We start from the raw sequence: 20,544 nt of genomic DNA, 5'->3' as shown, positions 1-20,544 counted from the left end.
TATAATAGAAAAAGAGAACGTTATAATAGAAAGGGGCTATGAAAACAGGTGGATAAACAGCAGTACGACACAATAAAATTGCAAATAAACCAAGAAAAAGAGCATATTTTAAAAGAAGTGTATGAATTAACAGCTGAAAAAAGAAAAATAGAACAAAAAAAAGAATATGATTTATATGTTGTGAAATCGCGTAGTAAAGTCGTACAAACTGGGCAACGTATTATGGCTGGCATGCTTTCTTCACATACGTTTTCACCTGAAAGAATAGAAGAATGGAATCGAAAAATTAAAAAAACAGAAGGTTTTATTCAAAAAAATGAAAGCCTTTTAGAGCAAGTAAAAGAAAAAGAACGTGTCATTGATGAGATGTATCAAGAAGATTGCAGAAAGCTTGCGAAAGCACAAGAAAAGCTGGAAGAAAAAATGCTTCTGGATTTGAAAATGTGTATGAATGGATGAGGTGAATGTAGTGATACAGTCTGTATTACCGGTGCAACAAAGTTTACCTCCGCAAAAAGAAAAAGGGCTAGAAGTACAATCGAAAAATGAAGATTCTTCATTCGATCGTACGATGAGAATCGAAAATAAAAAGCAGCCGAAAACGGAGAAAACGAAACGAGAAGAAGCACCAAAAGAAGAGAAAAAAGAATATAACCTTTCTAAACCATCGGTAACGAAAGAAGAACCAATTGTAAAGAAAGAAGAAAAAAAAGATACAGAACAGTTGTTATTAGCTGTATCTGAGCAAATGGTTGCAATTGAGCAATTACATGTGCAGCCGGAATTGTTATATCAATACATACAAAAAATACAAGAGCTATATAAAGAATATGGCAATATTAAACTTAATGAATTACCTGCAGCTGAATTACAACAATTACAAGAACTTCTTTCAAATATGAATATCAAAAATGCTATATGTTTAGAAGATACAATGCAAATGGTATTAGACAAAATGAAGATGCCAGAGCAAACGATGCAAGCATTGAAGGTTGTAGAAACAGAAACTTGTAATATTGCAAAGGAACAAGAAGAGTTTAAAGAGGTAGATCTTCCGAAACTTGAGAGCGATGATGCAAAGGTAGAGTTGCCAGAAGTTGATGCATTAAACGATTCGAGCTCTGCAGGTGCAGAATTATTAAATAAAACGACGAGTACCGAACAAATAGGGAAATCAAATAGTGGTGCTGAGAAAGTTTTATTACCTGACTTAGGAAAGAAAATGGAAGCGCAAGTAGAAGCGCTGCAAAAATTTGTAGTGAAACAAGAACGTGTTTTATTCCAGTTAAATCCAGAAAAACTTGGTACATTAACAGTGTTTATGAAAAAACACGGAGATCAAATTGACGTTCACGTAGAAATGGAAAAACACGATGCGAAAAAACGTGTTGAAATCATTTTTGATGAATTGAGATTAAAGTTAAAAGAAAAAGAAATCAATATTCAAATTAGCTATTCAGATAAAGATGAAAATCGCAAAGAACAGCGAGAACAAGAGCAAAGGCAAAAACAGAAATTAGCAAATACAAATCATGAAAAACAACAATCAACAGAATTTGCGGGATTATTGGAGGAATAAAGCGTGCCAACAGTTGGATTAAATACAACGAGTACAAATCATATTCCGTTACAAGCAGGAGCGCAAAAAAGTAATGTACCTGTTAATGGTGTACAATCGCCAGTGCAACAAAGTAATGGAGTTTCAGCAGGAGCGCAAAAGACTCCTGGGGTAATGGGGAAAGATGATTTCTTAAAATTGTTTTTATCAAGTTTCCAACATCAAGATCCATTTAATGCGATGGATATGAATCAAATGATGAATCAGACAGCGCAGTTATCTCTTATGGAACAAGTACAGAATATGACGAAAGCAGTAGATAAGCTGCAATCAACGATGTATTCAACAGCACTTGATGGTGGAATGAAGTTTTTAGGGAAATACGTAAGAGGTGTTGACGGTGACGGAAACAAAGTAACCGGTCAAGTAGAAACGGTTCGTCTTGCGGAAAATAACGATGTACAGCTCGTTATTAATAATAAAGTTGTCTCTCTTCGTTTCGTTGAGAGAGTGTCTGATAAACCGATTGGGGAAACGAATCCAGAAGACGCAAAGAAAGACGATCAAAAAGTAACTGAAGAAGTAAAAACTACAAATTCATAAGGAGTGTCCATACGTTATGATTAAAGCGTTATATACAAGTATTACAGGGATGAATGCAACACAAAATGCATTAAGTGTAACTTCAAATAATATTGCCAATGCACAAACAGTAGGTTATAAAAAACAAAAAGCAATGTTTGATGATTTACTATATAACAATTCGATTGGTGCAAAAGCCGATGATAAATATGCTGGAACAAACCCAAAAAGTATCGGTAACGGTGTAAAATTGAGCGGAACGGTTACCGATTATAGTGATGGTACAATTACGTTAACAGGTGGTAAAACACAAGCAGCAATGGAAGGTAATGGTTTCTTCGTTGTAGGTGATTCAAAAGGCGGAAATATGGAATTTACTCGTAAAGGTACGTTTGGGATATCTTCAGATTACTATATTACGAATACTGAAGGTCAATACGTATTTGCATACCCTGCAAATGAGGCAACTGGTGAAGTTGATTTATCTGGGATTCCAGGACCGTTGCAAATTCCAATGGGAACGGCAATTGGTGGTATTCGAACATCAAAAGGTGTAGTTGGAGGGAATGTTCCAGCTGATGCAAAAGCAATCTCACAAGAGATACCTATATATGATAATGCTGGTAACACTTGGACGATGCGTGTGGAGTTTACACAAACGAGCGAACATAATTATTCATATAAAGTACAGATGCGCAATGATTCGAAAAAAGAAGGGTTTAAGGATGTTGAAGGTGCAGGCGGTAATATGGCATTTGATGCTGTTGGAAATCCAAGTCCGAAAGAGCAAGCAGCTAATATTCCATTTAATGGCGGCAATATAAAACTAGACTTAAGTAATTTAACGAATCATCCAACAGATAAAACATTATCAGTAACAGGCGTAGATGGTAGAGCGGCGGCGACTGTTAAAGATTGCTTCATTGCTGATGGTGGATATGTGATGGTAAAATATTCTGACGGAAGCATGAAAGCTGCTGGCCAATTAGCTGTTGCGATGTTCCCGAATGAAGGCGGACTAATGAAAACTGGTAATGGTAACTATACAGCGACGAATACGACGGGTATTTTAGCTCTTGGTGCATCTGGACAAAATGGAGCAGGAAAAGTACGTGGTAGTGCACAAGAAGGTGCAAACGTAGATTTATCTGTAGAATTCGTTGACTTAATGTTATACCAACGCGGATTCCAAGGAAATGCGAAAGTAATTAAAGTTTCAGATGAAGTATTAAATGAAGTTGTAAACTTAATTCGATAATATATCGCATGGAAAAAATGTAATGGAGTAGAAAGGGTTTTTTATTCGTATGACAAGACAAGAGCGAATTTTACAATTGCCTTTTTTCGAAAATAAACGTGAACTTGCCGAGCAAGTATTAAAAATAGAACGAGAAGAGCATGTATATTTACCAGATCAATTTGAAATTAAGCAAGTGCCTCCGTATTCATTTGGCGAAAAACAAGCGATCATTGGCCGTATCCATGAGTTTTATTTCATAAGTGTTGGTAGCGATAGTGTTTGGAAGTATCAACTGTTTAAGGATGAGATGAAGTGTCGTGAGTTTTTTGTTATGTTGCCAAATATTACGGATCAGCAGATAGCGTTTTGGTTTAATAACATAGAGTTATTGAAAGGTTCTTAAAAGCACTTTTTAGGTTTTGAGAGAGGACCTGGCGATGTTTTGGAGCGGTTAGTGCCTAATAGAGTCCCGACCGATGTGTAAGACCAGAGATATGTAGCGTTACTAGAGTAGTGTGGTAGTGTAAGAAGTGGTAATATAAAATAGTTTTAAGTTAATTTAAGGTAGTTGTATATACGATTAGACTGAATTTCTATAAAAGGAGAGGTGAGGAGGATGGCGCAAAATAAGTATCGCGTTACATTCATTTCGCCGAGTGAGGTTGAGCAGCGGACTGTAATGGCGGCGAATAGTTTGCCAGATTTAATTCGTAAAGTAGAAAGTATTATCGCAGATCCAAACGGTTATTTTGTGAATGATAAAAAAAATAATTGTTATTTTAAAGTGATTAAAGAAAATGTTACGTTTATTCAATATGAGTTACTATTTTCGGATAAGGAAATTCATATTGAAAAATTAAAACATATAGCACCGGTAGTATTAAAGCGATTATTCGAAAAAATAAATGACCCGGAATTATATGCACTCGCGCTACTTGATGTTGATATAGCAACGAAAGAATATGTGCTAGCAGAAATGAATTCTGAGCTGAGAATAAGAGTAGAGACAGAGCTTTCGAAAAAATGGGAAGCAATGCCGACGGAAATTGTAGGAGCGCAGGAAGTGTTATTAGAAGCACTTGCTTCGTTTATACAAGATTAATTGTTTTTTAATAAAATGAATTGTTCGACTATCTATATTTTTTATATAGGTAGTTGACTTTTTCTCTTTTATAAAGCTTAATAATTAGATATACGGAATTAATGGAAGGGGAGCGACACCTTTATGTCACAAGCACAAAGTATTTTATTAGAAAGCGGAACAAATGAATTAGAGATTGTTACGTACACTGTTGGTGAAAACCTATTTAGTATTAATGTAATGAAAGTACGTGAAATCATTAATCCATTCCCTGTTACAACTGTGCCAGAATCTCATCATGCAGTTGAAGGTGTTGTTCAAGTACGTGGTGAAATTTTACCTGTTATTAACTTAGCGATGGCTCTTAATTTAAAGTCAACAAAGCCACTTGATCAAACGAAATTTATCATCTCAGAATTAAACCAAATGAAAGTTATTTTCCGCGTTGATGAAGTGCATCGTATTCAACGTATTTCATGGGAACAAATTGATGAACCAGCTTCATTATCTATGGGACTAGAAGAAACGACATCTGGTATTGTAAAACTAGATGGAAAAATCATCTTACTATTAGATTATGAAAAAATTGTATGTGAAATTAGCGGCACTGGTTATGACAATAAATCAATTGCAGGATTAGAACAAAAAACAGATCGAGCTGAAAAAGTAATTTACATTGCAGAAGATTCAGCGATGCTTCGCCAAATATTAGAAGAAACATTATCATCAGCTGGATATACAAAAATGAACTTCTTTAGCAATGGTGCAGAAGCGTTAGCGCAAATTGAAAAATTAGCGAAAGAGCAAGGCGAAAAAATGTTTGAGCATATTCACTTGCTAATTACGGATATTGAAATGCCAAAAATGGATGGACATCATTTAACGAAAGTGGTTAAGGATAGTGAAGTAATGAATCGTTTACCAGTCATTATTTTCTCTTCATTAATTACAAATGAATTATTCCATAAAGGTGAAGCTGTAGGAGCAAATGCTCAAGTAAGTAAGCCAGATATTCAAGAGCTAATTGGTTTAGTTGATAAGTTAGTGCTTTAAAAGCTTCTATTTAGCCGGAATAGAAGCTCTAGCCAAGTGTTGAGCGGTCAGTGCTTAATAGAGCCCTATGCGATGTTGAGATCAGATATATGGAGTGGTTATAGGTAAGTAGAAGAGCTGGTGTATAACATTTTTCTATTTAGTAGGAATAGAGGAACTACTTATGTAAGGAAGTTTTTCAGTGCTTAATAGAGTCCCATGCGATGTGAGTTCAGAGGTATGAAGTAGTTTTAGGTAAGAAGAAGTGAGACTTTGATTGAGGATTTGAAGACTGGGTTTATAACTCTATTCTGTTAGAGAGAGGAAGGAATTAGCCAATGCTACATATGGCTAATTCCTTTTTAGTATTCTATACTTTAAGCTGGTGGAAAAATGAAAGGTTTCTTGGGTGTTTGTCGCTGTATGTGTGAATAATCTTTATTTAGAGATTTTTGATTTAAAAATATAAGCAAACGTATTTTCGATTTTTATTTTAGTAATATTTCGTGGTAACGCAAATTTTTTCGGTGAAAAAACATTCAAAATACCATATAATATAATTAAATGTAATTAATATGCAATTTTGCATATTAATAAAAAAACATTTTCCAAATTTTTATACTTTCTATACATTTTTGTATGTTTATTATTTGACAGATAATTTCGAACTGTTATAATATGGATATGTAAAAATTGCTATTTTCTTAAAAGACATGGGAGTCAGATGAGAATTGTGAAAGGATGAGGGGGAGTGGCACAGATTATGTATCACCACACAGCAATTAATGTATTAGGTCTTTTGCAAAACATGTCAAATAATAAAATGAACGATATGCAACTAGAGGTGGAATTTAAAAAAATAGAAAAAGAATTCCAAGTAAAGTATGAAGAATTAGTTGATTTACATAATAGAATGGTATTATTTCAAATAGATATAGAAAAAAATGGCGGGATGCGAGCATATGAAAAATCAGCAATTACATGGCTGAAGTCTGAACTAGAGCTACTGTATGAAGTGTATCAATTTTGTCAACGTCACGGTTTAAACATTTTAAGTATTTCAAAATACGTAAGTAAAAATGAACTAAATCTTTTTCCAAAAACAGAAAGTCAATTGCAAAATACGTATTATAAATTAAAAAAACGTGAAATACCGTTTGAAAATATTGAAAAACAAAAACCAGGACGAAAGCGAAAATATATACCAGTAAAAGAGACAATCGCTGCAAGAAAACAAGAAAACGAGTACGAATTAAAAGAAGAAATCCAGCATAAAGAGGATGAAAAAAGTCTTGTAACAGTTATATCTGGTATCGTTGATAACTTTGAAACAATTAATCAATGTAGTGAAAGGAAAGAAGACGAACTACATCAGTTTATGGAAGGTATTTATAAGCTTTCTAGCATGGCAGCAGGGCGTTCTAGAGAAGCAAAGAATACACGTAGTCTAGAAGGTGAATTGCAGTCGTTACAACTGGAAAATGAAAGGCTAAAACGAGAGAAAGAAGAGCTTGTACAAGATATTAAAGGTATGACGCAGCTTTTAATTCATTTCATTACAAGTTCTGATATCGATCAAATTCGTAAATTACCAACTTTCGTACAAGATTGTAAAATGGAATTACATAAACTAGGTCTATATAATGCACAAGATGGTAAAATGAAAATAATGGTTGACCGTAGCGGACAAGTTATGACGGTAACACAGTAATAAAATTTGGGTACAAAATAAAAGGGAGATACATAGTTTATATGTATTTCCCTTTTGTTTTGTATGGAATCGTTCCAAAGAAGGAAGATTCATTTTTATGATTGTAGTAGTTTAGAGACCATTTGCGGAATTTGGTTCGCTTGTGAAACCATACTAAGTGCAACTTCAGTCAATAATTTGAACTTTAAAAAATCACTCATCTCCTGCGCCATGTCTGCATCTTCAATTAGAGATGCAGCATCTGTTAACGCCATACTTTGATTATTTAAATTTTCAATATTAAACTGTAAACGATTTATCATTGCACCAAGGTCGGCACGATGAAATGACACACTTTGCAAAGCCTCTTCGATTTTACGAATTGCCGTTCTTGCTTCTTGTTCCGTTGAAATCTTGATGTCATGTTGTGTAGGGGAAGGGGGAATATGTTTCGTCATATTTATTGTATGACCGATATCGTCTAATGTAACAGGACGGTTTTGACCGTCAAATACGGATAAATCATTAAACTCAGTCGTTTCGCCAATATAGCCAATTTGTTCTGTTAAAGATTGAAACTCTTTATTTAGTGAATGACGGTTTGCATTTGAATTTGTACCGTTTGAGGATTGAACGGCTAAATCACGCATACGCTGCAAAATATTTATCACAGTTTGAAGTGCAGCTTCTGCCGTGCGAAGCATCGATATCGCATCCTCATTATTACGAATCGCCACGCGCATACCACTTGCTCTCGCGTGCATACGAGTCACAATTGTAATATTAGCAGGATTATCAGAAGCATGATTCAACTTCTTACCGGTCGCCAAATGCTCCATTGCCACATTCATACGCTTCTCATTCTCATACAACGACTGCCTAGCATTCATACTCAAAACATTCGTACCAATACGCATAATAGAAACTCCTTATAGATTGATATAGTTAGTGTTCTAAAGCTAATAAACGGCTATGAAAAAATAAAAAGGCTTATGCTTATTTGCTATTTTTGTTTTAGCATAAGAGGGGATCAAGATAAGCACTAACCGCTTCTATGCGCCGCAGATGCTCTCTTCCACATAAAAAAGAAAGTTTTATAAATAATCTATCTATATAGAAAAAATAAACCTCTCCGCAAGCAGAGAGGTTTATTCAGGAAACTAACTCAAATGGCTTATTGTAATAATTTAGAAACCATTTGTGGAGTTTGGTTTGCTTGAGAAAGCATGCTGATACCAGCTTCGTTCAAGATTTTGAACTTAGTCATTTCAGACATTTCTTTCGCCATGTCAGCGTCTTCGATTTGAGAAGCAGCTGAAGCCATAGAAGAAGATTGGCTCTTCAGGTTGTTTACGTTAAAGTCAAGACGGTTTAATGTAGCACCTAGAGTTGCGCGATTTGAAGCGATTGTTTCTAGAGCTTCGTCGATTGATTTAATTGCATCAGAAGCATTTGGTTTCATAACAGATTTAGTAATTGTTCCTTCAGCAGGTTTCATACCAGCTGTAAATGCATTTCCGATTTCCTTAGCCGCGTCTACATCTGGGCTACTAGCATCGAATGCTTCAATTTTTGCCTGAACTTTTGCAATATCTTCGTCATTCATGAATTTTTTGATTTTTTCGAATGATTGTGTAAAATCTGTAACAGCTTTGTTAATTGCAGCAGGAGTACTACCTGGTGTTTTTACAGTGCCATCAGTCTCTTTTACCTCTTTTACTAAGTCTGCTAGACCTTGTTGAGCTTTATCGAATTCTTTGATGTCTGCATCTGCAGCTTTAATGTCTTCAGCAGTAATTGTAACTGTTTCTGTTTTTCCAGCAATAGCTGTTGAACCACTAATTGTTAATTTGTCAATTTTTAATGCAGAAGTAGAAGAATCAGCTAAATTGATGTTGATTTGTTTAGTAGTATCTGCATTGTCTAAAGTTTGAATAGCAATAGTTTTATTATCACCATTTAATAACTTCTTATCGTTAAACTCTGTGTTTTTAGAAATATAATCGATTTGTTCTTTTAATGCAGAAAATTCTTTATCTAATGCTTTTTGGTTATCACCAGTGTTCGTACCATTTGCAGATTGGTTTGCAAGGTCACGCATACGAAGTAAGATGTTAGATACAGAGTTTAAAGCTGAGTCAGCTGTACGGATTAAAGACATACCGTCTTGTGTGTTGTTAGCTGCTACTCCTAAACCGTTTTCACGTGCACGCATACGAGTTGCGATTGCAAGACCTGCTGCATCGTCAGAAGCGTTGTTGATACGTTTACCGCTTGATAAACGGTCCATAGCGTTGCTCATTTTAGCTTGGTTTTGGCGCATGTACTCTTGAGTACGCATGCTGTTAATGTTTGTATTAATTCTCATGTTAAGAAACCCCCATTTTTTTATATTGACTTTTCTGCAAATTGAAAAACGGTAATATGCGAAAAAATCAATTTCGAGATTTATTGTAATCCTTGCCACAACGGGTGTCAACTAAAAATTCGAATTAATAAATATAAAAAAATAACAGTTTAACAATATATTCATTTTTTTATTACATAATTATTAAAAGGATTATTGCAAACTTTAAAAAAAAACTCTAATATTAGATTATCTTTGTTTACCGAAAAGGTGATATTATGATAGTTGGAAATATAGTAAAAGAAGTGCTTGCATATAAGAAAGGGCAAATTCAGCAAAAGCTAAGTAGTCCACAAGCATTCGTTAGTAGTCGTTTTCAAGAGAAGTTGCAGAGTGAACCTGCGAAGGAGACGAAAGAAACTACGCAGCCGGCAAAAGTAGAAGATATGAGTCAGCCGGTACAATCTACGAAAATAGAAGCGGTTGTTAATAAACCGGCAGAAACTATTAATAAAGTAGAGGAAGCGAGTAAGCCTGAAGAAAAGGCTGAAACGAAGAAAGCAGATGAAGTGCAAGTTGCGCAAAAAGAGTTTGAACGACGTTTCCCAGAAACGAAAAATGAGGCCGCTGATACGTGGGAATTAACGAAGAAGTATAATATTCAAAAAATACGTTCTTCCAATGAAGGGAAGTATGAGGATATTATTGATCGAGTAAGTCGTACATATGGAATTCCGAAAACGTTAATTCAAAAAATGATTGAAGTAGAGTCTAATTTTAATCCGAAAACGGTGTCACATGCCGGTGCGATGGGTCTTATGCAGCTTATGCCAGCGAATGTGAAGGAGATGGGTGTGAAGAATCCCTTTTCACCAGCTGAAAGTATTGAAGGTGGCGTGAAAGAGTTAAGCGGTTATTTAAAGAAAAATAACGGCGACTTAGTATTGGCGCTTGCTTCTTATAATGCTGGTCCTGGTAATGTGAGAAAGTACGGAGGCGTACCGCCATTTAAAGAAACGCAAGGATATATTAAAAAAATATTAAATATCGACGTTTCAAAATAAGAAGTTTCATATATAGAGAGAACATGAAATTTTCGTGAACATGATATGGGAGTTGGCTAGATTTGAAATTACAAGATGATATTCCGTTAACAATTTATTTTGAAATCGGAAATACGAAAAAGAAAATTGAAGATCTGCTTCATATTACGAAAGGTACATTGTATCGTCTTGAAAATTCAACGAAAAATACGGTGCGTCTTATGCTTGAGAATGAAGAGATTGGAACCGGAAAGATTTTGACGAAGAATGGAAAGATGTACGTTGAAATCGTTGAATTGAAAAGGTAGGGAAGGGGATTGTCATGAGTGGCGAAAAATTAAGCCAAGAGCAAATTGATGCCCTGCTGAAGGCGGTAAATGAAGGCGAGGAAATGCCAGCTTTCGCACAAGAAGCAGGAAAGCAAGAGAAATTTCAAGAGTATGATTTTAATAGACCAGAGAAGTTCGGTGTTGAGCATTTACGTAGTTTGCAAGCGATTGCTTCTACGTTTGGAAAGCAGACGTCACAGACGTTATCAGCGCGTATGCGTATTCCGATTGAACTAGAACCTTCAACAGTTGAGCAAGTTCCATTTACGAGTGAGTATGTGGAGAAGATGCCGAAAGATTATTATTTATATTGCGTAATTGATCTCGGTTTACCAGAGCTTGGAGAAATTGTTATTGAGATTGATTTAGCATTCGTTATTTATATTCATGAATGTTGGCTTGGTGGAGATAGTAAACGTAACTTTACGATGCGTAGACCGTTAACAGCGTTTGAGTTTTTAACGCTTGATAATATATTCTTGCTTCTTTGTAAAAATTTAGAGCAATCATTTGAAAGTGTTGTTGCGATTGAACCGAAATTTGTAACGACAGAAACAGATCCGAATGCACTAAAGATTACGACAGCGAGCGATATTATTTCATTACTTAACGTAAATATGAAAACAGATTTTTGGAATACGACGGTGCGTATCGGAATTCCATTCTTATCTGTTGAAGAAATTATGGATAAGTTAACGTCTGAAAATATTGTCGAACATTCTTCAGATAAACGTAAAAAGTATACGTCTGAAGTGGAAGTGAAAGTAAATCAAGTGTACAAACCTGTTCACGTTGCAATTGGTGAGCAGAAAATGACAATGAGTGAGATTGAACAAATTGAAGAAGGCGATATTATTCCGCTTCATACGAAAGTTTCGGATGAATTACTTGGTTATGTAGATGGAAAGCATAAATTTAATTGTTTTATTGGAAAAGATGGAACGCGTAAGGCGCTCCTATTTAAAAGTTTTGTAGAGTAGGAGGATCCATATGAAGCATGAAGTATCTCCCGTGTCATTAATGGGATTAGAAGATTTTGCAGGAAAGCGAAATGAAGCAGGTAAGGCACATATTGATACTGTTTCAGATATTTCGATTGAACTCGGTGTAAAGCTTGGAAAGTCATCTATTACACTTGGTGATGTAAAGCAGTTAAAAGTTGGCGATGTTCTGGAAGTAGAGAAAAACTTAGGACATAAAGTAGATGTGTATTTAAGTAATATGAAAGTCGGCATCGGTGAAGCAATCGTAATGGACGAGAAATTCGGTATTATCATTTCTGAAATTGAAGCTGATAAGAAACAAGCGGCGCTTATGAAAGCCCAAAGTCAAATGCAAGATAAAGAGTAGAGGAGGAGTCATATGTCGTATATGACGACCTTATTTCAAGTCGTTTTACTGTTTGGTGCGCTCGGTTACGGTGCATATTATATGACGAAAAAGACGCGCAAACAGCAGTTTTTTAAGCAGGGTGAAAATGGCCATATTCAAGTAAAAGACGGCGTGTATTTAAATCATCAAACGAGTGCCTTTTTATTTGAAGTGGACGGAAAGCAAGTGTTCACTGTTATTAGTAATAACGGTGTGCAGTCTGTGCAATTAACCGGAACAGGAAATCAGTTTCAACAAGCACTAGAAGACGCGGTGAAGACTGAAACGAAAAAAGTAGAGGATCCATCATGAGAATAAAGAAACAGTTATCATTATTAGCCGTTATTTTCGTATTTTCTATCGTTTTTTCAATTATTTTTGTAAATCCAGCGTATGCGGCCCCGAACGGTTTTATTAATTTCGAAAATGGAAAAGAGTTTACGAGTAATTCAAGTGTACAACTATTTGCGCTCGTTACCCTTTTATCATTATCTTCTTCTATCGTTCTATTATTTACACATTTTACTTATTTTATGATCGTTCTTGGGATTACACGTCAAGGACTTGGGGTAATGAATTTACCACCAAACCAAGTGCTTGTTGGACTTGCATTATTTTTATCACTCTTTACGATGCAGCCTGTACTCGGGCAACTGAAGAGCGATGTGTGGGATCCGATGACGAAAGAGAAAATAACAGTAAGCCAAGCTGCGGAAACGACAGCTCCTATTATGAAAGAATATATGTCAAAGCATACGTATAAGCATGATTTGAAAATGATGCTGAAAGTACGCGGAGAAGAGTTGCCGAAAGATTTGAAAGATCTTTCCTTATTTACACTTGTACCATCCTTTACGTTAACGCAAATTCAAAAAGGTTTACTAACAGGGATGTTCATTTATTTAGCGTTTGTATTTATAGATTTGATTATTAGTACACTTTTAATGTACCTCGGGATGATGATGGTACCGCCGATGATTTTAAGTTTACCGTTTAAAATACTCGTTTTCGTATATTTAGGTGGATATACAAAAATTGTCGATATTATGTTTAAGACGGTCGCCTGAAGCGTTTGATGCTATGTGATAGGAGTCATATAAATGAATACGTCACCAATTATAGATATTTTCCAAACCTTTTTTTATAAAGGGGTTATGATTTTAATGCCGATTGCCGTTGTAAGTCTGATTGTCGTTATTATTATCGCGGTTATTATGGCAATGATGCAAATTCAAGAGCAAACGCTGACGTTTTTACCGAAAATGGCGAGTATTGTGCTCGTTATTATCATTTTAGGTCCGTGGATGTTCCAAGAGTTAACGATGCTTATTTTAGATTTATTTGATAAAATCCCATCGCTATTGCGTTCGTACTAAGATAGGTGAACTGAAATGAATATGGAATTATGGGCGGCAACGTTTTTTGCGTTTTGTCGCATTACTTCATTTTTATATTTTTTACCGTTTTTCTCAGGCCGATCCATTCCAGCAATGGCGAAGGTTACTGTTGGACTTGCTCTTTCAATTACAGTGGCTGATCAAGTAGATGTCTCTCACATCAAGACAGTTTGGGACGTTGCAGCTTATGCAGGAACGCAAATTGTAATTGGATTATCACTTTCAAAAATTGTAGAAATGCTGTGGAACATTCCGAAAATGGCCGGGCATATTTTAGACTTTGATATCGGTTTATCACAAGCAAGTTTGTTTGATGTAAATGCGGGCTCACAGTCTACTTTACTATCAACCATTTTTGATATATTTTTTCTCATTATTTTTATTTCACTTGGCGGCATTAATTATTTCGTTGCCACGATTTTAAAGTCGTTTCAATATACAGAGGCGATTTCAAAATTGCTGACGACTAGTTTCTTAGATAGTCTACTCGCAACGCTATTATTTGCGATCACATCAGCGGTTGAAATTGCTCTTCCGCTTATGGGAAGTTTATTCATCATTAACTTTGTTCTAATTTTAATTGCAAAAAACGCTCCGCAATTAAACGTTTTTATGAATGCATACGTAATTAAAATTACATGTGGTATTTTGTTTATTGCGATGAGTGTACCGATGCTCGGTTATGTGTTTAAAAATATGACGGATGTATTACTTGAAGAATATACGAAACTATTTAACTTTTTCTTAACGAAGTAGGGGGACGCGCATGGCAAAGGATAATAAAACAGAAAAGGCCACCCCGCAGAAGCGTAAAAAATCGCGTGAAGAAGGGAATATTGCCCGGAGTAAAGATTTAAATAATTTATTTTCCATTCTCGTATTAGCAGTTGTCGTTTATTTCTTCGGAGATTGGCTAGGGTATGAGATTGCAAATTCCGTAGCGGTGCTGTTTGATCAAATTGGAAAAAATACAGATTCAACCGAGTATTTTTATTTAATGGGGATTTTATTACTGAAAGTATCAGCTCCGATATTAATACTCGTATACGCTTTTCATTTATTCAATTATATGATTCAAGTCGGCTTCCTATTTTCTTCTAAAGTCATTAAACCGAAAGCGTCACGTATTAATCCGAAAAACTATTTTACGAGACTGTTTAGTCGTAAAAGTTTAGTAGATATTTTGAAATCACTGTTTTATATGGGATTAATCGGTTACGTCGCTTACGTTCTCTTTAAAAAGAATTTAGAGAAAATTGTCAGTATGATTGGATTTAACTGGACTGCATCACTTACTGAAATTATTAGGGAAATTAAATTTATTTTCTTAGCAATTTTAATTATTTTAATCGTTCTTTCTATTATTGATTTCATTTATCAAAAATGGGAGTACGAGCAAGATATTAAGATGAAAAAAGAAGAAGTGAAACAAGAGCATAAAGATAATGAAGGGGACCCGCAAGTTAAAGGGAAACGAAAAAACTTTATGCATGCAATCTTGCAAGGAACAATTGCGAAGAAGATGGATGGCGCAACGTTTATTGTAAACAACCCGACTCATATTTCGGTCGTACTTCGTTACAATAAACACGTTGATGCAGCACCAATTGTCGTTGCAAAAGGGGAAGATGAGCTCGCATTATATATACGAACGCTTGCCCGTGAACAAGAAATACCAATGGTGGAAAACCGTCCGCTTGCTCGTTCTTTATATTATCAAGTCGAGGAAGATGAGACGATTCCAGAAGATTTATACGTAGCTGTAATTGAAGTTATGCGCTATTTAATTCAGACGAACGAACTTGAAGTATAATAGCGCGTTTGGAGGAGATCTCTTTGTTTAAGATAGATTCTGCAAGAACCTATTTTTCTATCTTTTTAGCAGCGTCATTCGTAGTGGCGCTCTTAATTCCACTTCCACCATTTATACTTGATATCATTATCGTTTTTCTACTAAGTATGTCAGTACTTATTTATATGCGAGCGACAAGTATTAACGAGTGGGATGAATTAAAGTCATTTCCGACGATGTTGTTATTAATCGGGATTTTCCGCGTATCGATTAACGTTTCGACGACGCGAGCGATTTTGACAGACGGAAATGCCGGTCATGTTATTGAAGAGTTCGGCCAGTTCGTAATTGGCGGAAACTTATTAATTGGTATCGTTATTTTTACAGTATTAATCATATTCCAGTTTATCGTTGCAAACGGTGCATCGCGTACAGCTGAAGTAGCAGCTCGTTTTACACTTGATTCTTTACCAGGGAAACAAATGTCTATCGATGCTGATTTAAACCAGCGTATTATTTCAGAAAAAGATGCACAAGCAAAACGAAAAAAATTAAATATGGAAACAGAGTTTTACGGAGCGATGGATGGTGCCGGGAAGTTCATTAAAGGGGACGTTATTTTCGGGATTGTCATTTTATTCGTAAACATTATTTTCGGTTTAATTGTCGGAATGATGCAGCAAGGAATGAGCTTTGCAGATGCGGCTCTTCATTATACACAGTTAACTGTCGGTGACGGAATCGTAAACCAAATCGGTTCGTTAATGCTTGCGATTTCAACAGGTATTATCGTAACGCGTGTATTTGATGGTTCACCGGATACGGTAACGGAAGGAATCTTTAAAGAGTTATTAGCACATGAAGTTGTTGTATATGCGCTCGGTGGTTTGTTTATCGCAATGGGTATTTTTACTCCGCTACCGTTTCTACCATTCGCACTCGTTGGCGGAACGATTATCTTCTTGGGCATTCGTAATAAAAATCGAATAAAGAAAGAAAAAGAAGACGAGCTTCAAAAAGAAATAGAAATGATTCAAGGCGAAGATGAGCAACTGCAACAAGTGGAAGATTCATTTGGAGTATTTACGGATAAATATCCAATTATAGTAGAACTCGGTTTAGATTTAGCAGCACTTGTAAAGCAAAAAATTAACGGGGAAACAGCGCGTGATAAAGTTGTTCTTATGAGGAAGTCAATTATTACTGACCTTGGTATTAACGTTCCTGGAATTAACTTTAAAGATAATACGAGTTTTAGACCACGCGGACGTTACATTATTCGAATTAAAGGTGCGAAGGCGGCTGAGGGTGTTTTAAAATCAGGTTATTTATTAGCATTGAAAACGCCAAACGTAATGGCTGATTTAGATGCAGAGCCAGCGAAAGATCCAATTTTCGGTGAAGATGGATATTGGATTTTAGAGCATATGGTGCAAGATGCACAAATGAAAGGCTATCAAGTGTTAGAGCCACTTAGCATATTAATTACACATTTAGATGTTGTCGTTAGACGTAATCTTCACGAATTAATTCAGCGCCAACATGTAAAAGACTTAATTAATTCGCTTGAAAATGATAATGGCGTTCTATTAGAAGAGATTAAGAAGAAAGAAATTGATTTATCACTCGTTCAAAATGTTATTAAACAACTTCTAAAAGAAGGTATTTCTATTCGTGATTTACCAACAATTATTGAAGGTATTATTGACGGCAAAGAAATTTATCAAAACCACGTTGACGGTGTGACATCATTTGTTCGTGAATGTATTTCAAAAGTTATTTGTGAAAATGCGAAAAATCCAGACGGAAAAATATATGCAGCGCTCTTCTCTGATTCAATCGAGTTAGATGCGGATGTTGTGAATAATTCATATCAAGGTTACTTATTAAACTGGGATTTAGATTTAGAAACACGTGTCGTTGAGCAAGTGCAGCGCGTCTTTAAACAAGCACGTTTAATGGGAAGAGAACCAGTGTTATTAACACGTAGAAAAGATTTTAGATTTGCGATTGTAAGACTGCTAGAACGTTATCAAGTGGAAGCACAAGTACTTTGTATTAGCGAATTAGCACCAGAAATTGTTGTGGATCAAATTGCCTATATTGAATAGTAGGGGGTGAAGTAATGGAAAGTACAGAAAAGAAAGAAGCGTTAATGCGAATAAAAGCAGCTTCGAAAAATGAATTGTATCGAAAGTTATTTGACCAATATGGTACAGATTATTATTACGTTGTCGATGAAAGTGTAAAACGAAATATACCGTTTTTTTGGAAAAAGGATTATGAAATGTTAGTTGCTTTTCCAGAAGAAAAACAGGAAGAAGTGAATGAAGGTACAGCTCAATTTCATGAACAGTTAATGGATGTTGTGAATGATCCTTCAGAACAAATTGTGAAGGCGAATGGAATTCAATCAGTACTGCACAATTTAGAAAATGTAACGACTCCTATGTCATACGCGGCGATGCAAACAGGAAATAGTGAAGAATGGGCAAGAAAAAAAGAGAAACTATTAAAGCTGTTTGAAAAAGGAATTGTCGTGGTGAAACAGACGAAAGAAACGGAAGTAACGAAAAAGAAAAAAGTTGTGAAACAAGTCGTTCCACTAAAGAAAGAAGAAGTGGTTACAAAGAAAGAAAACCAAGAATCTGTACCGTTTATTATTCAAAAAGTAATTCGAATGCTAGAACAAAACGATGTGGAACAATATTTCATTCATGCATATGCTGAAAAGTTAAAAATAAAGTTTGAAAATGCAACGATGATTACGGAAGAAGAAGTTATCAGGTACATATTGGAAGATATGAAATCTCATTTTAATACGGAAAACGTCTTTGAAAAAGAAGTACAAACAATTGCATTAATAGGTCCAACTGGCGTTGGTAAAACGACGACACTTGCGAAAATGGCATGGCAATTTCACGGTAAGAAAAAAACAGTTGGTTTTATAACGACCGATCATTCGCGCATAGGGACAGTGCAGCAATTGCAAGATAACGTAAAGACAATTGGATCTGAAGTAATTGCTGTGCGTGATGAAGCTGCAATGACAAGAGCGCTTACGTATTTTAAAGAAGAAGCACGCGTCGATTATATTTTAATTGATACAGCAGGGAAAAATTATCGTACGTCAGAAACAGTGGAAGAAATGATTGAAACGATGGGACAAGTAGAACCAGATTATATTTGTTTAACGTTATCAGCTTCAATGAAAAGTAAAGATATGATTGAAATTATTACAAACTTTAAAGATATTCATATAGATGGTATTGTGTTTACGAAATTTGATGAAACAGCAAGTAGTGGCGAATTGTTGAAAATTCCAGCAGTATCATCAGCTCCTATTGTATTAATGACAGATGGCCAAGACATAAAGAAAAATATACATATCGCTACAGCTGAACATTTAGCAAAACAAATGTTACAAACATCGTAGAAAAGAGGTGAAGAATAAGGCGCTTGCCTTATTCAAACGAATATGAACGGTCTTTATATAGGTTCTATGGGCATGATGAATTACATGCAGCGCATTAATGTTCATTCGAATAACGTTGCAAATGCTCAAACGACAGGATTTAAAGCAGAAAATATGACGTCTAAAGTATTTGATGTACAAGACACATATCGCCGCGGAGATGGGGCGGTAACAAATATCGGTTCGGTCGATTACGCTGTAGTACCAGCTGCAACGCATGTGAATTTAGTACAAGGAAATATACAAATGACAAATAGCGCTACAGATTTCTTTTTAGATGACGGCGCGGCCGGCACAACATCATTTTTCGTTACTTCTAAAAATGATGAAACGTTTTTAACGAGAGATGGTAGTTTCACATTAAATAGTGATCGTTATTTACAAACATCTTCAGGTGCTTATGTGATGGATGTTAATAATGAGCGTATTCGTATTCCAGAAGGAGCAAAGGTTGCTGTACAAGCAGATGGTACATTATATGATGAAGTAACACAAAATAATATTGCTCGTTTGCAAACAAAAACAGTAGATGCCGAAACGAATGCACGTCTCGTGCAACGTGAAAACAAAAGCTTTACACTAGCAGAAGGAAACATTGCTAATTTACCGAACGGAACAGGAATAGTAAAAAATCATATGCTAGAAAATTCAAATGTAGATATGACGAAAGAGATGGCAGATCTTATGACAGATCAAAAGATGATTCAAGCATCACAGCGTGTTATGACGTCATTTGATAAAATTTATGAAAAAGAAGCGAATGAAATATTGAGATAGTGGACTCCTAATAAAGGAGTCTTTTATTAATTTCAAATTTCAGAATTATCAATTGACTTTATGAAGCTTCTTTTTTATATTAGTAGGTATAACTATAACTACTAAAGAGGTGAGAGTATGACAACGGCATTATATTTAGAAGATGCATACAAAACGAGTTGCGAAACAGAAGTGATAAGAGTAGAAGGGAATAAAGTATTTGTAAAAGAAACAGTTTTTTATCCAACTGGTGGAGGACAGGAATGTGATACGGGTGTCATTGTACAAGATGGGTCTGTATTTGAAGTTGAAAAAGTAAAGAAGGAGCAAGGAGAAATAGTTCACTATATAAAAGACGAAGCACAAGTAAAGTTAGGTCCAGTTAAATTAGAGATAAATTGGGAAAGACGTCATAATTTAATGCGTCATCACTCTTTACTGCATCTTATCGGAGCTGTTGTTTATGAAAAGTATGGAGCTCTATGCACTGGAAATCAAATTTATCCTGATAAAGCACGTATCGATTTTAATGAGTTACAAGAGTTATCGAGCGTGGAAGTAGAAGAAATTGTTGAGGAAGTGAATAAACTTATTAAGCAAAATAAAGAAATTTCCACTCGTTATATGAGCCGCGAAGAAGCAGAAAATGCTGTAGGAATGATTAAAACAGCAATAAATCTCCTACCAACTACCATCCAAGAAATCCGCATTGTTACAATTGAAAATTTAGACGAACAAGCTTGTGGAGGCACACATGTGAAAAATACGAGTGAAATAGGAACACTTGTTATTGATAAAGTAAAAAGTAAAGGGAAGCAAAATCGTCGTTTTGAAGTAAGGGCGATTTAGAT

General features: G+C 35.4%; 23 protein-coding genes. 21 read left to right on the top strand and 2 right to left on the bottom strand.

The genetic code is table 11. The annotated features are described in order from the left end of the window. The first annotated feature begins 48 nt into the window (after positions 1-48). From ACTFR8_RS05925 to ACTFR8_RS05890, 8 genes are all read left to right on the top strand, one after another. Entirely contained in the window at positions 49-459 is a 411-nt protein-coding gene (locus ACTFR8_RS05925; protein ID WP_000360859.1) for a hypothetical protein, read from the top strand. 10 nt (positions 460-469) lie between these two features. Next, entirely contained in the window at positions 470-1,579 is a 1,110-nt protein-coding gene (locus tag ACTFR8_RS05920; RefSeq protein ID WP_252209922.1) for a flagellar hook-length control protein FliK, read from the top strand. A gap of 3 nt (positions 1,580-1,582) precedes the next feature. Next, positions 1,583-2,161 (top strand): flagellar hook assembly protein FlgD, encoded by a 579-nt coding sequence (locus ACTFR8_RS05915; protein ID WP_001143462.1) that lies wholly within the window; start codon positions 1,583-1,585, stop codon positions 2,159-2,161. Between the two features lie 16 nt (positions 2,162-2,177). Further along, positions 2,178-3,398: a flagellar hook protein FlgE gene (locus ACTFR8_RS05910; RefSeq protein ID WP_252209924.1), complete on the top strand. Its 1,221-nt coding sequence runs from the start codon at positions 2,178-2,180 to the stop codon at positions 3,396-3,398. A gap of 49 nt (positions 3,399-3,447) precedes the next feature. Next, on the top strand, positions 3,448-3,783 hold the full coding sequence (locus ACTFR8_RS05905) for a DUF3964 family protein (protein WP_000198166.1): 336 nt from the start codon (positions 3,448-3,450) through the stop codon (positions 3,781-3,783). 213 nt (positions 3,784-3,996) lie between these two features. After that, the gene (locus tag ACTFR8_RS05900) at positions 3,997-4,482 is read left to right on the top strand and encodes a hypothetical protein (RefSeq protein ID WP_000068301.1); all 486 of its coding nucleotides are present in this window, start codon (positions 3,997-3,999) and stop codon (positions 4,480-4,482) included. 123 nt (positions 4,483-4,605) lie between these two features. Continuing rightward, positions 4,606-5,514: a chemotaxis protein gene (locus ACTFR8_RS05895; RefSeq protein WP_000075943.1), complete on the top strand. Its 909-nt coding sequence runs from the start codon at positions 4,606-4,608 to the stop codon at positions 5,512-5,514. Between the two features lie 742 nt (positions 5,515-6,256). After that, entirely contained in the window at positions 6,257-7,204 is a 948-nt protein-coding gene (locus ACTFR8_RS05890; RefSeq protein ID WP_046392543.1) for a DNA-binding domain-containing protein, read from the top strand. A gap of 95 nt (positions 7,205-7,299) precedes the next feature. Here ACTFR8_RS05890 and ACTFR8_RS05885 read toward each other — a convergent pair whose 3' ends face one another. After that, entirely contained in the window at positions 7,300-8,100 is an 801-nt protein-coding gene (locus ACTFR8_RS05885) for a flagellin N-terminal helical domain-containing protein (protein ID WP_252209925.1), read from the bottom strand. A gap of 257 nt (positions 8,101-8,357) precedes the next feature. Further along, positions 8,358-9,551, bottom strand: coding sequence for a flagellin N-terminal helical domain-containing protein (locus ACTFR8_RS05880; RefSeq protein ID WP_252209927.1), 1,194 nt, complete (start codon positions 9,549-9,551; stop codon positions 8,358-8,360). A gap of 257 nt (positions 9,552-9,808) precedes the next feature. Here ACTFR8_RS05880 and ACTFR8_RS05875 point away from each other — a divergent pair, with 257 nt between their 5' ends. The 13 genes from ACTFR8_RS05875 (at position 9,809) to ACTFR8_RS05815 (ending at position 20,542) form a co-directional block, all read left to right on the top strand. After that, positions 9,809-10,594: a lytic transglycosylase domain-containing protein gene (locus ACTFR8_RS05875; RefSeq protein ID WP_078385178.1), complete on the top strand. Its 786-nt coding sequence runs from the start codon at positions 9,809-9,811 to the stop codon at positions 10,592-10,594. 62 nt (positions 10,595-10,656) lie between these two features. Next, positions 10,657-10,881 carry a flagellar motor switch protein FliN gene (locus tag ACTFR8_RS05870; protein ID WP_000775712.1) on the top strand — a complete coding sequence of 75 codons (225 nt, stop codon included), beginning with the start codon at positions 10,657-10,659 and terminating at the stop codon, positions 10,879-10,881. Between the two features lie 14 nt (positions 10,882-10,895). Further along, entirely contained in the window at positions 10,896-11,882 is a 987-nt protein-coding gene (fliM, locus tag ACTFR8_RS05865) for a flagellar motor switch protein FliM (RefSeq protein WP_000012360.1), read from the top strand. A gap of 10 nt (positions 11,883-11,892) precedes the next feature. Then, positions 11,893-12,252: a flagellar motor switch protein FliN gene (gene fliN / locus ACTFR8_RS05860; protein WP_000680010.1), complete on the top strand. Its 360-nt coding sequence runs from the start codon at positions 11,893-11,895 to the stop codon at positions 12,250-12,252. Between the two features lie 12 nt (positions 12,253-12,264). After that, on the top strand, positions 12,265-12,585 hold the full coding sequence (locus ACTFR8_RS05855; RefSeq protein WP_000121178.1) for a hypothetical protein: 321 nt from the start codon (positions 12,265-12,267) through the stop codon (positions 12,583-12,585). After that, a complete protein-coding gene (locus ACTFR8_RS05850) occupies positions 12,582-13,340 on the top strand; it encodes a flagellar type III secretion system pore protein FliP (RefSeq protein WP_001220582.1) in 759 nt (252 codons plus the stop codon). The genes ACTFR8_RS05855 and ACTFR8_RS05850 overlap by 4 nt, the downstream gene beginning before the upstream one ends. Positions 13,341-13,373: 33 nt before the next feature. Further along, a complete protein-coding gene (locus ACTFR8_RS05845; RefSeq protein ID WP_001098080.1) occupies positions 13,374-13,649 on the top strand; it encodes a flagellar biosynthetic protein FliQ in 276 nt (91 codons plus the stop codon). 15 nt (positions 13,650-13,664) lie between these two features. Then, the gene (locus tag ACTFR8_RS05840; protein WP_001055718.1) at positions 13,665-14,426 is read left to right on the top strand and encodes a flagellar biosynthetic protein FliR; all 762 of its coding nucleotides are present in this window, start codon (positions 13,665-13,667) and stop codon (positions 14,424-14,426) included. 10 nt (positions 14,427-14,436) lie between these two features. Next, positions 14,437-15,483, top strand: a complete 1,047-nt coding sequence (gene flhB, locus ACTFR8_RS05835; protein ID WP_001030111.1) for a flagellar type III secretion system protein FlhB — start codon at positions 14,437-14,439, stop codon at positions 15,481-15,483. Between the two features lie 23 nt (positions 15,484-15,506). After that, positions 15,507-17,573 carry a flagellar biosynthesis protein FlhA gene (gene flhA / locus ACTFR8_RS05830; RefSeq protein ID WP_000472534.1) on the top strand — a complete coding sequence of 689 codons (2,067 nt, stop codon included), beginning with the start codon at positions 15,507-15,509 and terminating at the stop codon, positions 17,571-17,573. A 14-nt stretch (positions 17,574-17,587) separates the two neighbouring features. Continuing rightward, entirely contained in the window at positions 17,588-18,898 is a 1,311-nt protein-coding gene (gene flhF, locus ACTFR8_RS05825; RefSeq protein WP_000446166.1) for a flagellar biosynthesis protein FlhF, read from the top strand. Between the two features lie 42 nt (positions 18,899-18,940). Continuing rightward, complete coding sequence (locus tag ACTFR8_RS05820) at positions 18,941-19,714, top strand: flagellar basal-body rod protein FlgG (RefSeq protein ID WP_001013938.1); 774 nt, start codon at positions 18,941-18,943, stop codon at positions 19,712-19,714. A gap of 117 nt (positions 19,715-19,831) precedes the next feature. Next, complete coding sequence (locus ACTFR8_RS05815) at positions 19,832-20,542, top strand: alanyl-tRNA editing protein (protein WP_000205398.1); 711 nt, start codon at positions 19,832-19,834, stop codon at positions 20,540-20,542. Positions 20,543-20,544 lie beyond the last annotated feature (2 nt).

This window comes from Bacillus cereus group sp. MYBK15-3 (assembly GCF_051916765.1).
Classification (GTDB): Bacteria; Bacillota; Bacilli; order Bacillales; family Bacillaceae_G; genus Bacillus_A; species Bacillus_A cereus.
The sequence above is the reverse complement of the archived record's forward strand: the minus strand, read 5'-3'. Positions and strand labels throughout refer to the sequence as shown.

Bases quoted from the DNA above. Each gene is read 5' to 3' on its own strand.
- flhF (WP_000446166.1), top strand. From the start codon at position 17,588: ATGGAAAGTACAGAAAAGAAAGAAGCGTTAATGCGAATAAAAGCAGCT.
- ACTFR8_RS05820 (WP_001013938.1), top strand. From the start codon at position 18,941: ATGAACGGTCTTTATATAGGTTCTATGGGCATGATGAATTACATGCAG.
- ACTFR8_RS05895 (WP_000075943.1), top strand. From the start codon at position 4,606: ATGTCACAAGCACAAAGTATTTTATTAGAAAGCGGAACAAATGAATTA.
- flhB (WP_001030111.1), top strand. From the start codon at position 14,437: ATGGCAAAGGATAATAAAACAGAAAAGGCCACCCCGCAGAAGCGTAAA.
- ACTFR8_RS05885 (WP_252209925.1), bottom strand. From the start codon at position 8,100: ATGCGTATTGGTACGAATGTTTTGAGTATGAATGCTAGGCAGTCGTTG.
- ACTFR8_RS05815 (WP_000205398.1), top strand. From the start codon at position 19,832: ATGACAACGGCATTATATTTAGAAGATGCATACAAAACGAGTTGCGAA.
- ACTFR8_RS05850 (WP_001220582.1), top strand. From the start codon at position 12,582: ATGAGAATAAAGAAACAGTTATCATTATTAGCCGTTATTTTCGTATTT.
- ACTFR8_RS05880 (WP_252209927.1), bottom strand. From the start codon at position 9,551: ATGAGAATTAATACAAACATTAACAGCATGCGTACTCAAGAGTACATG.
- ACTFR8_RS05900 (WP_000068301.1), top strand. From the start codon at position 3,997: ATGGCGCAAAATAAGTATCGCGTTACATTCATTTCGCCGAGTGAGGTT.
- fliM (WP_000012360.1), top strand. From the start codon at position 10,896: ATGAGTGGCGAAAAATTAAGCCAAGAGCAAATTGATGCCCTGCTGAAG.
- ACTFR8_RS05855 (WP_000121178.1), top strand. From the start codon at position 12,265: ATGTCGTATATGACGACCTTATTTCAAGTCGTTTTACTGTTTGGTGCG.
- ACTFR8_RS05840 (WP_001055718.1), top strand. From the start codon at position 13,665: ATGAATATGGAATTATGGGCGGCAACGTTTTTTGCGTTTTGTCGCATT.
- ACTFR8_RS05905 (WP_000198166.1), top strand. From the start codon at position 3,448: ATGACAAGACAAGAGCGAATTTTACAATTGCCTTTTTTCGAAAATAAA.
- ACTFR8_RS05910 (WP_252209924.1), top strand. From the start codon at position 2,178: ATGATTAAAGCGTTATATACAAGTATTACAGGGATGAATGCAACACAA.
- ACTFR8_RS05845 (WP_001098080.1), top strand. From the start codon at position 13,374: ATGAATACGTCACCAATTATAGATATTTTCCAAACCTTTTTTTATAAA.
- ACTFR8_RS05875 (WP_078385178.1), top strand. From the start codon at position 9,809: ATGATAGTTGGAAATATAGTAAAAGAAGTGCTTGCATATAAGAAAGGG.
- ACTFR8_RS05890 (WP_046392543.1), top strand. From the start codon at position 6,257: ATGTATCACCACACAGCAATTAATGTATTAGGTCTTTTGCAAAACATG.
- fliN (WP_000680010.1), top strand. From the start codon at position 11,893: ATGAAGCATGAAGTATCTCCCGTGTCATTAATGGGATTAGAAGATTTT.